This window comes from Janthinobacterium sp. NKUCC08_JDC (assembly GCF_019345575.1).
Lineage (GTDB): Bacteria > Pseudomonadota > Gammaproteobacteria > Burkholderiales > Burkholderiaceae_D > Janthinobacterium > Janthinobacterium aestuarii.
On record NZ_JAHKQW010000015.1, the window covers coordinates 77,966 to 93,096 of the forward strand.

The 15,131-nt window shown below is 60.4% G+C and carries 18 protein-coding genes; 6 read left to right on the top strand and 12 right to left on the bottom strand.

Annotated elements, in window-relative coordinates:
• Nucleotides 1–39: 39 nt before the first annotated feature.
• The 5 genes from dusB to tyrS form a co-directional block, all read right to left on the bottom strand.
• Nucleotides 40–1,080 carry a tRNA dihydrouridine synthase DusB gene (gene dusB / locus KO538_RS25105; protein WP_072456748.1) on the bottom strand — a complete coding sequence of 347 codons (1,041 nt, stop codon included), beginning with the start codon at nucleotides 1,078–1,080 and terminating at the stop codon, nucleotides 40–42.
• A 118-nt stretch (nucleotides 1,081–1,198) separates the two neighbouring features.
• Nucleotides 1,199–1,843 carry a histidine phosphatase family protein gene (locus tag KO538_RS25110; RefSeq protein WP_219330009.1) on the bottom strand — a complete coding sequence of 215 codons (645 nt, stop codon included), beginning with the start codon at nucleotides 1,841–1,843 and terminating at the stop codon, nucleotides 1,199–1,201.
• Between the two features lie 3 nt (nucleotides 1,844–1,846).
• Complete coding sequence (locus KO538_RS25115) at nucleotides 1,847–2,479, bottom strand: YbhB/YbcL family Raf kinase inhibitor-like protein (protein ID WP_219330010.1); 633 nt, start codon at nucleotides 2,477–2,479, stop codon at nucleotides 1,847–1,849.
• Nucleotides 2,480–2,512: 33 nt separating this feature from the next.
• A complete protein-coding gene (dtd, locus tag KO538_RS25120; RefSeq protein ID WP_219330011.1) occupies nucleotides 2,513–2,959 on the bottom strand; it encodes a D-aminoacyl-tRNA deacylase in 447 nt (148 codons plus the stop codon).
• On the bottom strand, nucleotides 2,956–4,221 hold the full coding sequence (gene tyrS / locus KO538_RS25125; RefSeq protein ID WP_219330012.1) for a tyrosine--tRNA ligase: 1,266 nt from the start codon (nucleotides 4,219–4,221) through the stop codon (nucleotides 2,956–2,958). The genes dtd and tyrS overlap by 4 nt, the downstream gene beginning before the upstream one ends.
• 154 nt (nucleotides 4,222–4,375) lie before the next feature.
• Between tyrS and KO538_RS25130 the strand changes: the two genes are divergently transcribed.
• Both KO538_RS25130 and KO538_RS25135 read left to right on the top strand, forming a co-directional pair.
• Nucleotides 4,376–5,743, top strand: coding sequence for a M23 family metallopeptidase (locus KO538_RS25130; RefSeq protein WP_034749221.1), 1,368 nt, complete (start codon nucleotides 4,376–4,378; stop codon nucleotides 5,741–5,743).
• A 121-nt stretch (nucleotides 5,744–5,864) separates the two neighbouring features.
• The gene (locus KO538_RS25135) at nucleotides 5,865–6,959 is read left to right on the top strand and encodes an anhydro-N-acetylmuramic acid kinase (RefSeq protein ID WP_219330013.1); all 1,095 of its coding nucleotides are present in this window, start codon (nucleotides 5,865–5,867) and stop codon (nucleotides 6,957–6,959) included.
• 64 nt (nucleotides 6,960–7,023) lie between these two features.
• Here the strand turns inward: KO538_RS25135 and erpA are convergent, their stop codons facing one another.
• The 5 genes from erpA to rplM form a co-directional block, all read right to left on the bottom strand.
• Nucleotides 7,024–7,386, bottom strand: a complete 363-nt coding sequence (erpA, locus tag KO538_RS25140; protein ID WP_029496047.1) for an iron-sulfur cluster insertion protein ErpA — start codon at nucleotides 7,384–7,386, stop codon at nucleotides 7,024–7,026.
• Between the two features lie 98 nt (nucleotides 7,387–7,484).
• Nucleotides 7,485–7,874 carry a polymer-forming cytoskeletal protein gene (locus tag KO538_RS25145; RefSeq protein ID WP_034749532.1) on the bottom strand — a complete coding sequence of 130 codons (390 nt, stop codon included), beginning with the start codon at nucleotides 7,872–7,874 and terminating at the stop codon, nucleotides 7,485–7,487.
• Nucleotides 7,875–7,964: 90 nt separating this feature from the next.
• A complete protein-coding gene (gene argC, locus KO538_RS25150; RefSeq protein ID WP_219330014.1) occupies nucleotides 7,965–9,002 on the bottom strand; it encodes an N-acetyl-gamma-glutamyl-phosphate reductase in 1,038 nt (345 codons plus the stop codon).
• A gap of 170 nt (nucleotides 9,003–9,172) precedes the next feature.
• Nucleotides 9,173–9,565 carry a 30S ribosomal protein S9 gene (gene rpsI / locus KO538_RS25155; RefSeq protein WP_010393285.1) on the bottom strand — a complete coding sequence of 131 codons (393 nt, stop codon included), beginning with the start codon at nucleotides 9,563–9,565 and terminating at the stop codon, nucleotides 9,173–9,175.
• Nucleotides 9,566–9,574: 9 nt separating this feature from the next.
• Entirely contained in the window at nucleotides 9,575–10,003 is a 429-nt protein-coding gene (gene rplM, locus KO538_RS25160) for a 50S ribosomal protein L13 (RefSeq protein ID WP_010393282.1), read from the bottom strand.
• 225 nt (nucleotides 10,004–10,228) lie between these two features.
• Here rplM and KO538_RS25165 point away from each other — a divergent pair, with 225 nt between their 5' ends.
• A complete protein-coding gene (locus tag KO538_RS25165; RefSeq protein ID WP_034749235.1) occupies nucleotides 10,229–10,651 on the top strand; it encodes an OsmC family protein in 423 nt (140 codons plus the stop codon).
• A 117-nt stretch (nucleotides 10,652–10,768) separates the two neighbouring features.
• Here KO538_RS25165 and coq7 read toward each other — a convergent pair whose 3' ends face one another.
• Both coq7 and KO538_RS25175 read right to left on the bottom strand, forming a co-directional pair.
• Nucleotides 10,769–11,413: a 2-polyprenyl-3-methyl-6-methoxy-1,4-benzoquinone monooxygenase gene (coq7, locus tag KO538_RS25170; protein ID WP_046683453.1), complete on the bottom strand. Its 645-nt coding sequence runs from the start codon at nucleotides 11,411–11,413 to the stop codon at nucleotides 10,769–10,771.
• A gap of 85 nt (nucleotides 11,414–11,498) precedes the next feature.
• Nucleotides 11,499–11,930 carry a hypothetical protein gene (locus KO538_RS25175; RefSeq protein WP_034749535.1) on the bottom strand — a complete coding sequence of 144 codons (432 nt, stop codon included), beginning with the start codon at nucleotides 11,928–11,930 and terminating at the stop codon, nucleotides 11,499–11,501.
• 147 nt (nucleotides 11,931–12,077) lie between these two features.
• On the opposite strand from KO538_RS25175, the gene KO538_RS25180 reads away from it, so the two are divergent.
• The 3 genes from KO538_RS25180 (at nucleotide 12,078) to KO538_RS25190 (ending at nucleotide 15,121) form a co-directional block, all read left to right on the top strand.
• Complete coding sequence (locus KO538_RS25180) at nucleotides 12,078–12,857, top strand: ATP-binding cassette domain-containing protein (RefSeq protein ID WP_034749539.1); 780 nt, start codon at nucleotides 12,078–12,080, stop codon at nucleotides 12,855–12,857.
• 3 nt (nucleotides 12,858–12,860) lie between these two features.
• Nucleotides 12,861–14,057 (top strand): ABC transporter permease, encoded by a 1,197-nt coding sequence (locus KO538_RS25185; RefSeq protein WP_034749241.1) that lies wholly within the window; start codon nucleotides 12,861–12,863, stop codon nucleotides 14,055–14,057.
• A 170-nt stretch (nucleotides 14,058–14,227) separates the two neighbouring features.
• Complete coding sequence (locus tag KO538_RS25190; protein ID WP_034749256.1) at nucleotides 14,228–15,121, top strand: ABC transporter ATP-binding protein; 894 nt, start codon at nucleotides 14,228–14,230, stop codon at nucleotides 15,119–15,121.
• Nucleotides 15,122–15,131: the final 10 nt, after the last annotated feature.

Below are 15,131 nucleotides of genomic sequence, written 5' to 3' on the forward strand. Positions count from 1 at the left end.
ACTATTACTTATAACTTATGCCACTACCTTGCTATCTGCTCATGCTGCCGTGGCCGCTTCTATAAGGCCACTTTCACTGGATTCGGAGAGGCGGTATTGTAACCGTTCGCCAAATTTCCATTGCGACTCAAAAAATTGATCGACGGCCAGCAATTGCGCATCCGTCGATTCCAGCAAGTTCATTTGCTGGCGGAACGCTTCGCCGCCCTCCAGATCCTTGACGTACCAGCCGATGTGCTTGCGCGCCGTGCGCACGCCGAGAAATTCACCGTAAAACGCGTAATGGGCGCGCAAATGCTCGTCCATCAGCGTGCGCACTTCATCCACGTACGGCGCCGGCAGCAAGGTGCCGGTGCGCAAAAAATGGTCGATTTCGCGGCAAATCCACGGCCGCCCCTGCGCCGCGCGGCCGATCATGACGGCATCGGCGCCCGTTTGATCGAGCACAAAGCGGGCCTTTTCCGGACTGGTAATGTCGCCATTGGCCACCACGGGGATGCCCACTGATGCTTTCACGGCGGCAATGGTTTCATATTCGGCATCGCCCTTGTAGCCATCGGCACGCGTGCGTCCGTGCAAGGTCAACATCTGGATGCCGGCTTGCTCGGCGATGCGGGCGATGGTCAGGGCATTCTTGTTGGAACGGTTCCAGCCCGTGCGAAATTTCAGGGTGACGGGCACGTCGACGGCGTTGACGACGGCGTGCAATATCTTTTCGACCAGGCTTTCATCTTGCAACAGGGCCGAACCGCACCAGCTGTTGCACACCTTTTTCACAGGGCAACCCATGTTGATGTCGATGATCTGCGCGCCCCGGTCCACGTTGAACTTGGCGCAATCGGCCAGGTCTTGCGGATCGGCGCCGGCGATTTGCACGGCTTTCGGCTCCATTTCGCCTTCGTGGTCCGTGCGCCGCGCGCTTTTTTCTGTCGCCCACAGGCGCGGATTCGACGCCGCCATCTCCGACACGGCGTAGCCGGCACCCAACTGCTTGCACAACTGGCGGAAAGGCCGATCCGTCACGCCCGCCATGGGAGCGACGAAAACGTTGTTGCGCAGAATGTGAGGGCCGATTTGCACTGAGGAACCTGGAATGGACGGAGGAACCTGCTATTTTAACCGATTCCCTGCCTATTTAATAAGCACTATTTTTTTAGCTCAGTGCGTCAGAGTGGCGATGGGGCCGCTTGGAGCGCTGTTAGCCCAGCTCGTCCATCGCGGGCGCGCTCAGGTGCTCGATATTTCCCCAGTGCACTAAATGCAGCTTGCCGTCGGCGTAAGAAAACCGGTTGACGCTGGCATTTTTGACCTGGAAGTCGCGCGGACTGTCGAGCGTCATGCCGACCGCCTCGCGGTAAGCGCACTCGAGTACGCCGCCGTGGGCCACGATGGCGATCGTCTTGCCGTCATGCTGCTGCGCCCAGCGGGCGATGGCGCCATTCGCGCGCGCATAGAACTGGCGGAAACTTTCGGCATGGCGCTCGCCCGACGGCATCACGGCGTCGATCTGGCGCGATTGCCATTGCGCATACTCGTGCGGATAGCGCGCGGCGATGTCCGCATACAACAAGCCTTCGAAAGCGCCATAGCAGCGCTCGCGCAGCAAGGGGTCAGTCTGCACTGGCAGCTTGTTCACGTCAGCCACGGCTTGCGCCGTCTGCTGCGCGCGCTGCAGGTCGCTGGCAATGATGGCGGCCAGCGGTTCGTCCGCCAGCGCCTGTCCCAGCGCGGCCGCTTGCGCCAGGCCCGCCTCGTTCAAGGCGATGTCGATATGGCCCTGCAGGCGACGGCCCGCATTCCAGGCCGTCTCGCCATGGCGTATCAATAAAATCGTGGTGCTCATGCGTTATTTCTTCAGAGTAAGTGCCAACTCGGGATTGAGCGAATAGGCGACGACGAGCTGGGCTTCATCGAGGATGTGGCCGTACAGGGCGGCATGGGCTTGCTGCCCCGTGAAACGCTCGGGCAAAGCCAGTTGCGGCACGTCGAGCGCGTACAGGCGGAAAATATAGTGGTGGATGCGCTCGTCATTCCACGGCGGGCACGGACCATCATAGCCGTAGTAATCGCCGGCCATGGCGGCATCGCCGGCAAACCAGCCCGTGTAATCGTTGATGCCCTGGCGCAACCCGGGACCTGCCGCCTTGCCACGGGGAGTGATGCCGCTGGAAAATTCTCCGGCGGCAATAACCCGCATGGCCGGAGGCAAGTCGAGCAAGCTCCAGTGATAAAAGTCGCCGCGCAGCGCCGTCAGCGACAGGGCCTGGCCTTCAACATTGGCCAGGCGGGCATCCTGCGGCGCATCGGGGTCGATGCAGAACAGGGCCAGCGACTCGGTGCCGTTGGGCACATCGTCCCAGGCCAGATGGGGATTGCGGTTGCCAGCGAGGCGCACACGGCTGGCCGGATCGATCTCGGCAAAAGCATAGTCGGCCGGCATCAGGCCGCCATCACGAAACGTCTCGCTCCACAATTTCATCGCTTGCTCCTCTTTATAGTTATTGTTTGACGCTTATTTGGCGTTCACTTGCAGCCAGAATGTGACGGGGCCGTCATTGGTGAGCGACACTTGCATGTCGGCACCGAACTGCCCCGTTTGCACGCCTGCATGGCGGCTGCGCGCCTGGTCCACGAAATGCGTGAACAGGCGCAAGCCGTCCTGCGGCGCGGCGGCCGGCGTAAACGACGGGCGCGTGCCGGACTTGGTGTCGGCCGCCAGGGTGAACTGCGGCACCAGCAGCAAGCCGCCTGCCACGTCCGTCACGCTGCGGTTCATCTTGCCCGCCTCGTCGGCAAACACGCGGTAGCCGAGCAGTTTGGTCAGCAAGGCGTCCGCTTCCTTCTCCGTATCGCCCCGCTCGGCGCACACGAGCACCATCAGCCCGACGCCGATGGCGCCGATGGTGGCGCCATCGACATCCACCTTCGCCTGCGTGACTCTCTGCAGCAGCGCGATCATGCCGTCAAGGTGACGCGCGCAAAGCTGCGCTTGCCAACTTGCAACACGAACTGACCGGCTCCCACTTGCAAGCCCTTGTCGCTGATGACGGTGCCGTCGATGCGCACGCCGCCCTGGTCGATCTTGCGCATGGCTTCCGACGTGGATGGGCACAGGCCGGCTTGCTTGAGCAATTGCGGGATGCCCAGCGGTGCGCCAGCGAGGCTCACTTCCGGGATATCGTCGGGGATGCCGCCCTTCGAGCGGTTGACGAAGTCGGCCAGCGCATCTTCGGCTGCCTGCTGCGAGTGGAAGCGGGCGACGATCTCTTGCGCCAGCGCAACCTTGGCGTCGCGCGGATTGCGGCCTTCCTCGACTTCGCGCTTCAGCTGGGCCAGTTCGGCGATCGAGCGCCACGACAGCAGCTCGTAGTAGCGCCACATCATGACGTCGGAAATGCTCATCAGCTTGGCAAACATGGTGTTGCCCGGTTCCGTGATGCCGATGTAGTTATTCTTCGACTTGGACATTTTTTCCACGCCGTCCAAACCTTCCAGCAGCGGCATGGTCAAAATACACTGCTGCTCCTGTCCGTACTGCTTTTGCAGTTCGCGGCCCACCAGCAGGTTGAACTTCTGGTCCGTGCCGCCCAGTTCCAGGTCCGATTTCAGGGCCACCGAGTCGTAGCCTTGCATCAGCGGGTACAGGAATTCATGGACGGAAATAGGAATGCCGCCCTGGAAGCGCTTGGTGAAATCGTCGCGCTCGATCATGCGCGCCACCGTGTAGTGGGAAGCGAGCTGGATGATGCCGCGCGCGCCCAGCGGATCGCACCATTCGGAGTTATAGCGGATTTCAGTCTTGCTGGCGTCCAGCACTAAAGATGCTTGCGCGAAATACGTCATCGCGTTAATCTCGATCTGTTCCTTGGTCAACGGTGGGCGCGTGACGTTGCGGCCCGAAGGGTCGCCGATCATGGACGTGAAGTCGCCAATGAGGAAAATGACTTGATGGCCGAGGTTTTGCAACTGGCGCATCTTGTTCAGGACGACAGTGTGGCCCAGATGCAAGTCGGGTGCGGTCGGGTCCAGGCCCAGTTTGATGCGCAGCGGAACACCGGTTTTCTCGGAGCGTGCTAATTTTTGCGCAAATTCGCTTTCGATCAATAGTTCGTCGACGCCACGCTTGGTAATCGCGAGGGCTTCTTGTACTCTGTCAGACAGCGGAAGCGCGGTCTGAGCGGCGTTAGCCTTTGTAGGCGATGCGGTGGTGTTGATTTCCATAAAATTTGACTGTAGATCTCAAAATGGTAGTAGGTTTGCGGAGTTTGTTATAATGCTCGATCCCATCAATCTTGCCGTATGAAAACGAATCAAAATAACAATAACAAAGAGCGCTAGCTCAGGTCACGTTCAAGGGCAAATTTTAACTGATTGCATGAACCCTATACATAAAATCACAGGCTCACGCTTGTACACACAGCTGACGACGACCCGCAAGGCACGCATTATTGGTGCGTCCGCGGTGCTGCTCGCCGTGGCCGCCTTCGGCGCGGTCGCTGTGTCGCCCATGGCGCCCGACGCATCGGACTTGCCGGTCACGTCCATCGCCCAAAACCTGGAAATGCCTGATCTCGCCTCGCAAATTTCCGCGATGGAACAGGTAGACCAGAATTTCACCCACGAAGAAAAAGTCCGCGCTGGCGATACCCTCGCCACCCTGCTGACCCGTCTCGGCGTGGATGATCAGGCGGCCGCCAATTTCATTAAAACCGACAAGATCGCGCGCGGCGTGATGTTGCTGAAATCGGGCAAGCGCGTGCAAGCGCAAACGACCGAAAACGGCGACCTCAACTGGATGCGCGCCACCCTCGTCGACGGCACGGACAAATCGGTCAAGAACATCCTGATCACCCGCAAGGGCGACAAGTTCGTGGCTACGGAAGTGGCAGCCCAGCTGGAACGCCGCGTTGAAATGCACGCGCGCAAGATTACCTCCACCCTGTTTGCCGCTACCGATTCCAGCCTGGACGGCACCCGCCTGCCAGACTCGATTTCCGCGCAAATCGTGGAAATGTTCTCCACCAATATCGACTTCCGCTCCGACCTGAAACGCGGCGACTCGTTCAATGTTGTCTACGAAACATTCTGGCAAGATGGCGAATTTGTCCGAGCGGGCCGCATCCTGGCCGGTGAATTCACCAATCGCGGCACTACTTACCAGTCCGTTTGGTTCGAAGACCCAGCCAGCAAGCAAGGCGGCGGTTACTACAGTTTCGACGGCAAGTCCCTCAAAAAAGCCTTCCTGAAATCCCCCCTCGAATTCTCCCGCATCTCATCCGGCTTCTCCATGCGCGTGCACCCGATTTCCGGCAACTGGAAAGCGCACAAAGGCATCGATTTCGCCGCAGCAACGGGTACACCTATCCGCGCCTCGGGCGATGGCGTGGTCGATTCCGTCGGCAGCCAAAATGGCTATGGCAATGTTGTTGTCCTGAAACACTGGGCCAACTACAGCACCGCCTACGCCCACATGAGCCGCTTCGCTTCGGGTCTGAAAAAAGGTCAAAAAGTCAGCCAGGGCGATGTGATCGGCTACGTCGGCACCACCGGCTGGTCCACGGGCGCGCATTTGCACTATGAATTCCGCGTCGGCGGCGTGGCACAAGATCCAAGCAAGCTGAACGTACAAGCCCAGGCGCCATTGACGGCCGCCGAGCTGAGCCGCTTCCGCATGGTATCGGCCGACATGATGCACCGCTTCACCCTGCTGCGTCCGAACGACACGGCACTGGCTTCGCGCTAAGTACCACTGCCTTCGGGCAATATATAAAGGCACCGCCCATGCAGATGGCCGGTGCCTTTATTTTTTGAACAGGAAAATGCGGCACAATGCACCCCATCACTTACGCACTCAAGGAATACCCATGCTGTATATCGGTCTGATGTCTGGCACCAGCCTGGACGGCGTTGACGGCGCGCTGGTCGACTTTTCCGATGATGGCGGCACACGCAGCCTCGGCGATGCCTACATTCCCTTCCCCGCCACCCTGCGCGACGATCTGATGGCGCTACAAAGTGCCGGCCAGAATGAAATCGAACGCGAAGCGCTGGCGGCAAACCAGCTCGTGCGCCATTACGCCGACTGCGTCGCACAGCTCCTGAGCAACGCGGGCATCGGCCCGGATGCCGTCACCGCCATCGGCGCGCATGGCCAGACTATCCGCCACCGCCCCGAGCTGGGCTTTACGCGCCAGCTGAACAACCCCGCCTTGCTGGCCGAACTGACGGGCATCGACGTCATCGCCGACTTGCGCAGCCGCGACGTGGCGGCCGGCGGCCAGGGCGCGCCCCTGGTGCCCGCTTTTCACCAGGCGATTTTCAATGTGCCCGGCCACACGCGCGTGCTGGCCAATATCGGCGGCATCAGCAATATCAGCGTGCTGCACGCGGACGGCACGGTGACGGGCTACGACACGGGCCCCGGCAATGCGCTGATGGATGGCTGGGTCCTGCAGCACCTGAGCCAGCCCTACGACGCCAATGGCGCCTGGGCAGCGACAGGCCAGGTCATCCCCGCCCTGCTGGCGGAATTGCTCAATGAACCGTATTTTGACTTGCCGGCGCCGAAAAGCACGGGCCGCGACCTGTTCCATGCCGACTGGCTGAACGTCAAGCTGGCCGGCCATCCAGCCGCCCTGCCCGCCGACGTGCAGGCAACGTTGACTCAGCTGACGGCGGCCAGCCTGGCGCACGCCATCCTACGCGACGGGGCGCAGGCGGAAACCGTGTATGTATGTGGCGGCGGCGCGCAGAACGCCAGCCTGATGGCGGCGCTGACCCGTGCATTGCCGGGCATGGCAGTGGAATCGACGGCAGCGCTGGGCGTGGCACCCAGCCAGGTCGAGGCGCTGGCCTTTGCCTGGCTAGCCTGGCGCTTTACGCAGCGCAAGCCGGGCAACTTGCCGGCCGTAACGGGAGCGCAGGGGCTGAGGGTACTGGGCGCCTTATATCCGAGCTAAGCCGGCGTAGAAACACAAATAGCGGATCGATGATCCGCTATTTTCTTACTTGCCCAGTTTATGCTTAAACGGAGAAAGACGAACCGCAACCGCAGGTAGAAGTAGCGGTTGGGTTTTTAATCACGAACTGCGCGCCTTCCAGGTCATCCTTGTAGTCGATTTCCGCGCCGACCAGGTACTGGTAGCTCATGGAATCGATCAACAGCTGGACGCCGTTCTTGACCATGGTGGTGTCATCTTCGTTGACGATTTCGTCGAAGGTGAAGCCATACTGGAAGCCGGAGCAGCCGCCGCCCTGCACGAATACGCGCAATTTCAGGTCGGGATTGCCTTCTTCTTCGATCAGCTGCGCGACTTTTTCAGCGGCGCTATCGGTAAAGATAATAGGGGAAGGGATCACATCTTGCATTTCAGCGACGGCATTCATATCAGGCACTCCTACTAGAAAACATTAAGTCATTATAGACTGTTGGCGCAAGTCGCGCTGCGGCCACCGCTGATGCGGCTGGACGGTGTTGTTCCTGCTCACATTTCCGACACGGCCAGGTGCAGCACGGGGTCGGCGCTGTCGTGCCGGCTCAGCTTGCCTTGCACCAATGCACCGCTGTGCATTTCCAGCACCTTGTAATAGACCTCTCCTACAATGCGGGCTTTTGGCTGGATTTCAAGCATTTCGGACACATACACGGGGCCATTGATCTCGCCGCTGACGACCAGGCTCGAGCAGCGCACTTCGCCATCGATGCGGCCCGCCTCGCCCAGCACTATATATGTGGGCTCGCCCGGCTCGCCCGTGACGTTGCCGCGCACATGGCCATCGATGCGCAAGCCGCCGCAAAACAGCAAGTCGCCCTCGATCCGCGTGGAAGCGCCGATCAAGGTGTCGATGGGATTTTTCGCGTTGCGCTCGAACATGAACGTCATCCTGTCGGGGTAGGTGGCAGTCCAATTTATCACAGGTCCGGCAAAAAGGCGCCGGACCCGCGCAAGCACCGTCGCGTATCGTTACGGCATCACGGCGATGTGTTGCAAACCGGCCGTTTCTTTCAAGCCAAACATCAAGTTCATGCACTGCACGGCCTGGCCCGATGCGCCCTTGACCAGGTTGTCCTGCACCACCAGCACGATGACGGTATTGCCGCCTTCGGGACGGTGCAAGGCCAGGCGCAGCATGTTCGAGCCACGCGTGGAGCGGGTTTCCGGGTGCGAGCCGAATGGCATCACGTCGACGAACGGCTCATCCTTGTATTGCTCTTCGAACAAAGATTGCAATTCGTCATTGCTGACATCCTTGTTCAGCTGCGCGTACAGGGTCGAATGCATGCCGCGGATCATCGGCACCAGATGCGGCGTGAAGGTCAGCGCCACTTTCTCGTCCGTGAAACGCTGCAGTTGCGCCGTCGTTTCCGGCAGGTGGCGGTGGCCGGCCACGCCATAGGCCTTGAAACTGTCGCTGCTTTCCGAGAACAGGATGCCGATTTCCGCCTTGCGGCCGGCGCCGGACACGCCCGACTTGCAGTCGGCGATCAGACTGCCAGCGTTGACCAGGCCAGCTTTCAACAGCGGGAAAAAGCCCAGTTGCATGGTGGTCGGGTAGCAACCGGGGTTGGCGATCAGCTTGGCTTGCTTGATGTCTTCACGATTCAGTTCCGGCAAGCCGTACACGGCCTGCTCGATCAATTCCGGGGCCGTATGGGGAATCTTGTACCACTGCTCGAACTTGGCCTGGTCTTTCAGGCGGAAGTCGGCGGCCAGGTCGATGACTTTCACGCCGGCGGCCAGCAGGGCTGGTGCTTGCGCCATGGCAACGCCATGCGGGGTCGCAAAGAAGACCACGTCGCACTGCTCCAGGTTCGCCTTGTCCGGCGAGGAAAACGCCAGTTTGACATGGCCGCGCAGGGAAGGATACATGTCAGCAACGGGCAAGCCATCTTCCTTGCGCGAGGTAATCGCCGTCAACTCGACATCTGGATGGGTAGCGAGCAAGCGCAGCAATTCCACGCCCGTGTATCCAGTGCCGCCGACGATGCCAACTTTGATCATGTTCTTTCCTTGTGTATAGATTGCATAAAGATGAGGGGAAACGCTACCCCTGCGGGTTTTCCGCGTATTTTACAGCGCAACGCCGAGTCACGCTGAAATGCAAAAAAGCCGCGGGACCGAAGTCCAGCGGCTTTTCGACCAGCACCCCGGAAGGTGCTGTAGCGTAGAAATTAACGCTTCGAGAATTGCTTTGCGCGACGTGCTTTGCGCAGACCAACTTTTTTACGCTCGACTTCACGTGCATCGCGGGTAACGAAGCCGGCTTTTGCCAGTTCCGGTTTCAACGCTGCATCGTAGTCGATCAGAGCGCGGGTGATGCCGTGACGAACTGCACCAGCCTGGCCCGACTCACCGCCGCCATGGACGTTGACTTTGATGTCGAAACGCTCGACATTGCCGGTCAGTTCCAGTGGTTGACGGATGACCATCAGACCCGTTTCGCGCGAAAAGTATTCGTTTGCTGGTTTGCCGTTAACAACGATCAAGCCTGTGCCAACTTTGATAAAAACCCGAGCCACTGCACTTTTGCGACGGCCGGTTCCATAATTGTAATTACCGATCATGTCAGTTCCTTAGAGAACAAGTGCTTTAGGTTGCTGAGCAGCGTGCGGATGGGAACCTTCCGCGTACACTTTCAGCTTCTTGATCATTGCGTAGCCGAGTGGGCCTTTAGGCAGCATGCCTTTGACCGCTTTCTCAAGCGCGCGACCTGGAAAACGCTGTTGCATTTTCTGGAAGTTGGTTTCGTAGATGCCGCCTGGATAGCCAGAGTGACGGTAGTAAATTTTCTCAGTAGCTTTGGTACCGGTCACACGCAGTTTGCCTGCGTTGATGACGACGATAAAGTCGCCGGTATCGACGTGAGGAGTAAATTCTGGTTTGTGTTTGCCGCGCAGTCGGAGTGCCACTTCGCTGGCAACACGTCCGAGGACTTTGTCCGTCGCGTCAACCACGAACCAATCGCGCTGGACTTCATGTCCTTTAGCGGAAAATGTTTTCATGTTGACTTCCTAATAGATTACACGCTCAAATGGTGGTTCCGACGATGTTGCTGTTCGGACTCTGCCTTATTTACTTTTCCTGAGCGAACGGAAAGCCGACAAGTATAAGCGGCTTTGCCTTGCCGCGTCAAGCCGCAATCGAGGCCGGCTGCGGCCCGGCGGGCGGCACATGGATGGGCATTCCTCTATTACAATACAAAACGCTTACAATTTTCGGAGAGTACGATGGAATGCAAAGTCAGCTGGAATGGCCCGTCGGGCATGAGTTTTCGGGCAGAAACGGGTTCCGGCCACCTGGTGACCATGGATGGCGCGCCCGATGGCGGCGGCCACAACCTGGCGCCACGCCCCATGGAAATGGTCTTGCTGGGCACGGGCGGCTGCACCGCCTATGACGTGGTGCTGATCCTGAAACGGGGCCGCGAAGCCGTCAGTGGCTGCGAAGTGACCCTGAAGGCCGACCGCGCCGACACCGATCCCAAAGTATTCACCAAGATCCACTTCCACTTCACGGTGCGGGGCAAGGCCTTGAAACCGACGGCTGTGGAACGTGCGGTTGCCTTATCGCATGACAAATATTGCTCGGCATCGATCATGCTGGCGAAAACGGCGGAGATAACCCACTCGTTCGAAATCATCGAGGAATGATGTAGGTCGGATTAGCGGGGCAAGGCCCCGCGTAATCCGACGACACTACCGGCGCCAACAATGTTGTCGGATTACGGCCTGCGGCCTAATCCGACCTACCCGATCTACGCAGAAGTATCAGATGTAATACGCGGTTTTCGTCATCACTTTGCCCATCAACCCCATCAGCGCCTTCACGGGCGCCGGGGTGTCGATGGCGCCCAGTCGCTGGGCGGCGGCGCCATGTTCCACTTCGTCGATGGCCATTTGCTTGACGATGGCCCGCGACTTGGCGTCCTGCGGCGGCAGCTCTTCCAGGTGGCTGGCCAGGTGCGCCTCCACCTGGCGTTCCGTTTCCACCACAAAACCCAGGCTGCGGCCGTCGCCCATGCGTGCGGCAATGGTGCCCAGCGCAAACGAACCCGCATACCACAGGGGATTGAGCAGGCTCAGACGCGAGCCCAGCTCCGTCAGGCGCTGCGCCGTCCAGGCCAGGTGGTCTTCCTCTTCGCGTCCCGCTTCGTCGAACTGGGCGCGGATGGCCGGGCTGTGCGCATAGCGCGCCTGCGAGTTGTACAGGGCTTGCGCGCACACTTCGCCCACATGGTTGACGCGCATCAAGCCGGCGCTGTGGCGCTGTTCGGCCGGGCTCAGCTCCGCATCGGGCGCATGCGCGGCCGGCGTGGGGCGCGAGGCCGAGGCCACGCCCGCCATGACGCGCAGGGCCTTGTCGGCGCCAACAATCAAACGATCCAGGGGGTCAAAATGGCGGTTTGCGGTCATCGTGGCTATTCATGTCAGGGAAAACATGAATTATAGGACGATAGCGGCCAGCCGTCCCCACGCCGCGCGCAGGGGGATCGGGGCTTTATTGACTTGTGCGCGCTTTTTCCTGCTCGATCCAGTCCACCACGGGGCCGACGGCGTCCAGGCCGGACAGGCTTTTCGCCACGCCCAGGTTCAGTGAGATCAGGAAGGAAATGCTGTCGACGGGAATGTCCGGGCAGTGTTCTGCAAACGCGGCAAGGAAACGCTCCGATTGCAGCACGCGCAAGACTTTTTCGCCACTCATGAATTGCAGCACGCTGGCGATGCTGTGCCCGCCACCTATGGAGTGGTAGATAAAACGGTTGTACTGCGCGTCGATCTGCTTGAAATCGAGCGTTTCCTCCGTCATCAGGCCGGCCAGGTAGTACAGCCCCAGGCTGACGCGGAAGAAACCGATGGCTTCGGCACTGGTCATGCCGGCGCGGGCCACGGCCAGTACCTTGTCCTGCATTGCCTGATCGATCGTTTGCATTGCGCTCTCCCGCGCCATCCGCGGCGCCCACCGGGCCAGCTTGCATGAAGATGCTGTTTTTTTCAATAGACCAAACGATATTTCCACCTTGCAAGTTACATTTTTTGCATGCTACTCTCGTTCTTCACCATTGAATGGATGAAGCACATGATAGAGGTCAAGCACCTGGCAAAACGTTTCCGCATGCCGACCCACAAGGGCAAGGGCGTGCACGTCAGCGATCCGCGCGAACACGAGGGCTGGTTCCACGCCGTGCGCGACGTCAGTTTCAGCTGCGCTCCGGGCGAAGTGCTGGGCCTGCTGGGCCCGAATGGGGCTGGCAAGACGACCACCCTGCGCCTGCTGTCGACGGCCTTGCAGGCGGACGCGGGCAGCGCCCTCGTCAACGGCGTCGATGTCTTGCAGCAACCGCTGGTGGCGCGCCAGAGCATCGGTTTCCTGTCCGGTTCGACGGGCTTGTACGGCCGCCTGACGGCGCGCGAGAACGTCGAATACTTTGGCCGCCTGCACGGCATGCCGGCCGACAAGCTGAAACGCCGCTGCGACGAGCTGTTTGCCCTGCTGCAAATGGAAGAGTACGGCGGCAAGCGGGCCGATCAGCTGTCGACGGGCATGAAACAGAAGTGCGCGATCGCCCGCACCGTCGTGCACGAGCCGCAGGTGGTGATCCTTGACGAGCCGACGACGGGCCTCGACGTAATGTCGGCCAAGATCCTGCTCGACTTCATCGCCAGCTACAAGGCGCTGCGCGTGCCGCTGATCTTTTCCACGCACCATCTGCACGAAGTGGAAAAGCTGTGCGACCGCGTCTGCATCATCAACCGCGGCACCACCGCCTTCAATGGCACGGTCAACGAACTGCGCCACCTGGGCGGCAGCGCGGACTTGTACGACGCCTTTGTCAGCGTCATCAACCAGGGAGCCTGAGCCATGTGGACCATTTATCTGAAAGAGTTGCTGGAACTCACGCGCGACCGCAAGACGCTGATCTTCACCATCCTCATCCCCATCTTTGCCATGCCGCTGATCTTTGGCGGCTTCGCTTATGTTTCCAGCAATATGTTCAAGAACGCGAAAACGGCGGAAATGCGCTACGCGCTGTTCGGCAAGGACCATTCGCCGGGCTTGAGCGCGCGTTTTGCGCAGCAGCACAACCTGCGCGAAGTGCCGCTGGCCAGCGAGGGCGACATCCGCCGCGCCATCGGCGACGACAGCATCAAGTTCGCCGTCGTCATCCCGCCCCGGTTTGAAGAGACGCTGAAGCAACAGCAGCAAGCCAAGGTCACCCTGCATTACAACAGCGCCAGCACGGTCGACGTGACCCAGCAACGGGTGCGCGAAATCGTCGAGGCCTACAACGCCAGCCTGCGCGAAAGCGCGCTGTCGGCCCTGAACCTGAGCCCGGCCCAGCTGGCCTTTGCCCTGCATCCCATCGTGCTCGACAAGCAATCGACGGCCAACGAGCGCGAGCAGATGGGCGCCATCGTCGGCGGCATGCTGCCGTATCTGCTGCTGATGGTGTGCCTGACGGCGGCCATGTATCCGGCCATCGACCTGGGCGCGGGCGAAAAGGAACGGGGCACCCTGGAAACCCTGCTGCTGGCGCCCGTGCCGCGCAGCGCCATCGTGGTGGCCAAGTTCCTCGTGCTGTTTACCGTCGGCATGACCTCGGCCGTGCTGATGGTGGGCAGCATGGGCGCCCTGCTGGCCATCTTCGGCAGTTCGCTCGAAGGCAACATGGCCGTCATGGTGCGCAGCATCGGCTTGCCCGACCTGGCCATGGTGACCCTGATGCTGGTGCCGACGGCCGCCATCTTCGCCTCGCTGCTGCTGTCGATCTCGATCTACGCGAAAAGCTACAAGGAAGCGGCCGGCATGATCACGCCATTGATGCTGTTCGTCATCCTGCCCACGGTGGCGGCCATGCTGCCCGGCGTCGAACTGAACTGGATGTGGGCCATGGTGCCGCTGACGAATGTGTCGCTGGCCATGAAGGAACTGGTCAAGGGCACCATGGATTACCGCATGTTCGGCGTGATCCTGGCCTCGACCACGGTGATCGCGGGTGCGCTGCTGGCCCTGTGCCGCTGGTGGTTCAATCGCGAATCGGTGTTATTCCGCAATTAAACTTGCCATGTGACTCGCGGCGGGGCGCCATCCGCCCCGCCCGGCTGCACTCTGGGCACGCGAAAATGCCGTGTATCGCATGCAACTGCCCAGTACGTCTTAAATTCAATACAATGCCAGCATAGAGTAGCCCTGTCGCATCGGGCAGCAACGCATGAGTTAGGAGTTGTATGGAATTGCAGATCCGCAAATTGTCGAAGACCTACGCGAATGGCGTGGTGGCGCTGGACAATGTTTCGCTGACGATACCGCCGGGCATGTTCGGCTTGCTGGGCCCGAACGGCGCCGGCAAGTCGACCCTGATGCGCACCCTGGCCACCTTGCAGGAATGCGATTCCGGCTCGATCTTCTTCGGCGACTACGACGTGCTCGACGACAAGGACGAGATCCGCCGCATGCTCGGTTATCTGCCGCAAGACTTCGGCCTGTACCCGAAAGTGACGGCCTACGAGCTGCTCGACCACTTCGCCATGTTAAAAGGCTTGTCGCAGCGGGCGCGCCGGCGCGAAGTCGTCGACGGGCTGTTGCAGCAAACCAATCTGTTCGACGTGCGCCACCAGCGCCTGGGCGGCTTTTCCGGCGGCATGCGCCAGCGCTTCGGCATCGCGCAAGCGCTGCTGGGCGACCCGAAGCTGATCATCGTCGACGAGCCGACGGCCGGCCTCGACCCGCAGGAGCGCGTGCGCTTCCACAACTTGCTGTCCGACATCGGCGAAGACAAGACGGTGATCCTGTCGACCCACATCGTGTCCGACGTGGCCGACCTGTGCGCCAACATGGCCATCATCAACAAGGGCCATTTGCTGCTGTGCGGCAAGACCCAGGAACTGATCGACGAAGTCAGCTGCAAGATCTGGGCGCGCTTTGTCGACAAGAAGGAGCTGGCCAGCTTCCAGCAGCGCCACGCCGTCATTTCCACGCGCTTGCTGTCGGGCCGTACCCTGATCCACGTCTACAGCGACGACGACCCGGGCGACGGCTTCGAGGAAGCCATCGGCGACCTCGAAGACCTGTATTTCGCCACCATTGCCGGGCGCCACCGCGTCGCCCAGCAGTGCGACTGAGGGGACGGCC

Excerpts from the sequence above, each read along its gene's own strand:
- dtd (WP_219330011.1), bottom strand. The coding sequence starts at position 2,959 with ATGATCGCGCTGCTGCAGAGAGTCACGCAGGCGAAGGTGGATGTCGAT.
- argC (WP_219330014.1), bottom strand. The coding sequence starts at position 9,002 with ATGATCAAAGTTGGCATCGTCGGCGGCACTGGATACACGGGCGTGGAA.
- KO538_RS25190 (WP_034749256.1), top strand. The coding sequence starts at position 14,228 with ATGGAATTGCAGATCCGCAAATTGTCGAAGACCTACGCGAATGGCGTG.
- KO538_RS25130 (WP_034749221.1), top strand. The coding sequence starts at position 4,376 with ATGAACCCTATACATAAAATCACAGGCTCACGCTTGTACACACAGCTG.
- KO538_RS25165 (WP_034749235.1), top strand. The coding sequence starts at position 10,229 with ATGGAATGCAAAGTCAGCTGGAATGGCCCGTCGGGCATGAGTTTTCGG.
- KO538_RS25185 (WP_034749241.1), top strand. The coding sequence starts at position 12,861 with ATGTGGACCATTTATCTGAAAGAGTTGCTGGAACTCACGCGCGACCGC.
- coq7 (WP_046683453.1), bottom strand. The coding sequence starts at position 11,413 with ATGACCGCAAACCGCCATTTTGACCCCCTGGATCGTTTGATTGTTGGC.
- erpA (WP_029496047.1), bottom strand. The coding sequence starts at position 7,386 with ATGAATGCCGTCGCTGAAATGCAAGATGTGATCCCTTCCCCTATTATC.
- KO538_RS25145 (WP_034749532.1), bottom strand. The coding sequence starts at position 7,874 with ATGTTCGAGCGCAACGCGAAAAATCCCATCGACACCTTGATCGGCGCT.
- KO538_RS25110 (WP_219330009.1), bottom strand. The coding sequence starts at position 1,843 with ATGAGCACCACGATTTTATTGATACGCCATGGCGAGACGGCCTGGAAT.
- rpsI (WP_010393285.1), bottom strand. The coding sequence starts at position 9,565 with ATGATCGGTAATTACAATTATGGAACCGGCCGTCGCAAAAGTGCAGTG.
- KO538_RS25135 (WP_219330013.1), top strand. The coding sequence starts at position 5,865 with ATGCTGTATATCGGTCTGATGTCTGGCACCAGCCTGGACGGCGTTGAC.
- KO538_RS25175 (WP_034749535.1), bottom strand. The coding sequence starts at position 11,930 with ATGCAAACGATCGATCAGGCAATGCAGGACAAGGTACTGGCCGTGGCC.
- KO538_RS25115 (WP_219330010.1), bottom strand. The coding sequence starts at position 2,479 with ATGAAATTGTGGAGCGAGACGTTTCGTGATGGCGGCCTGATGCCGGCC.
- KO538_RS25180 (WP_034749539.1), top strand. The coding sequence starts at position 12,078 with ATGATAGAGGTCAAGCACCTGGCAAAACGTTTCCGCATGCCGACCCAC.
- rplM (WP_010393282.1), bottom strand. The coding sequence starts at position 10,003 with ATGAAAACATTTTCCGCTAAAGGACATGAAGTCCAGCGCGATTGGTTC.
- tyrS (WP_219330012.1), bottom strand. The coding sequence starts at position 4,221 with ATGGAAATCAACACCACCGCATCGCCTACAAAGGCTAACGCCGCTCAG.